1 protein-coding gene is annotated in these 1,549 nt (G+C 41.2%); it reads left to right on the plus strand.

Features of this window, described 5'->3' with window-relative positions:
* Positions 1-1,475 (plus strand): hypothetical protein (locus tag A9G36_RS10185; protein ID WP_176701024.1); only part of this gene is annotated, 1,475 nt, incomplete at its 5' end.
* Positions 1,476-1,549 lie beyond the last annotated feature (74 nt).

The following is a 1,549-nucleotide window of genomic DNA, read 5'->3' on the forward strand; positions in this document are numbered from 1 at the left end:
GCGATTTAGAAGAGTGGGGTGGTGAACTACGTTATGATTTTGAGCAAGATAAACACGGTTTGTTGTTGAGTTACAGTCAAGAAAAAGACAAGGCTAACTATGTTGAAAAACTTACTCGAGCACAGTACTACACTGCATTGGGGGATGTGTATACAGCAGCGTTTGAATTACAACACCGCAATGACCACAACTATGGTGAAGACGCCACACATGAAGCATTAATTGCGGCTAAATTGGAGCGTAGTTTTTTTGATGGTCGAGATAAAGGGTATATTATTCAGCAATTAACGGTGGCCAAATCGGGCGATGTGGCAGATGATAACCGTACCACAATTGGTTATAACTCACAAATTACCGACAGTATTAATATTGGTGCGGAAATTTTTGCATCCAATCGAGGCGCTGGAGGGGGTATTCAGGCAGGTTGGGATGTTAATGAGCAGACTAATTTGTATACGAAAGTGTTAAATGATGTGGACTCTACTTCTGGGCGAGGCATTACCACGGTAGTGGGCGGTCGAACCAAAGCGACCAGTGAGCTGGAGCTTTATTCTGAGCGTCAATTCAAAACTAGCAAAATCGATCATACTACTTCAGATGTGTATGGTGTCAGTTATAAACCTACCGAAGCACAATTTATTGAAGGCTCTTACTCGGTTGGGCGTGTAAACAACCGTAATCGTGACCGTACTAGTTTATCGGGTCATGATGAAACGCGTCGTGATGTTTATGCGGCTGGTTACGGCTATAAAAATGATTGGTTCCAAATTCGTAACCGTCTGGAATATCGGATTGATGAAGGTAGTGAACGGATAAGACAATGGGTCACCACCAATAGGGCGAAAACGATTGTCAGCGAAAACTTAAGTTGGTTAGCACAGTTTGATTTTGCAAAAACTTTTGGGAATAAAGACACATCGAATGATGTGGTGAGCAACTATACTGAATCAATGATTGGTTTTGCTTATCGTCCTAAATTAATAAACAATCTGAATTTATTTGGGAAACTGACTTATGTTTACGGGTTAGATCCGGACGATCAGCTGATAGCGAATTCGACCTCATCGAGTGGGAAACGCTATACTTCAAGTTTGTATGACCAAAAGAGCTGGGTGTGGTCGTTAGAAGGGGTTTATGAATGGAATGCAAACTGGGAAACTGCATTTAAAGCAGCCCATAGGCAAGGTCATTTACGCTATAAAAATGAAAGTAACTGGTACTCATCAGGGGCGAGTTTGTATGCGCTGCGTTTAAATTATAAGACAGGCGATTGGGAATATCAGGTAGAGGGTCGTACGTTACGTACCGATTTAGCTGATGACCATAAAGATGGCTTTGTGACGAGTATTTACCGTAATATTGGCGATAATATTAAAATGGGCGTGGGGTATAACTTTACGGATTATAACGACAACTTAACACACTTGAACTATCGTTCACATGGTTGGTTTGTCAATGTAGTAGGGAGTTTCTAATGGACAGTTGGCAAAGCATAGAAATTGGAAAAATTATTCCCCAAGTTAAAAAGAATTTACGCATATCAGGAGAG

The organism is Gilliamella sp. Choc6-1, from assembly GCF_001690385.1.
In the GTDB taxonomy this organism is placed as follows: domain Bacteria; phylum Pseudomonadota; class Gammaproteobacteria; order Enterobacterales; family Orbaceae; genus Gilliamella; species Gilliamella apicola_A.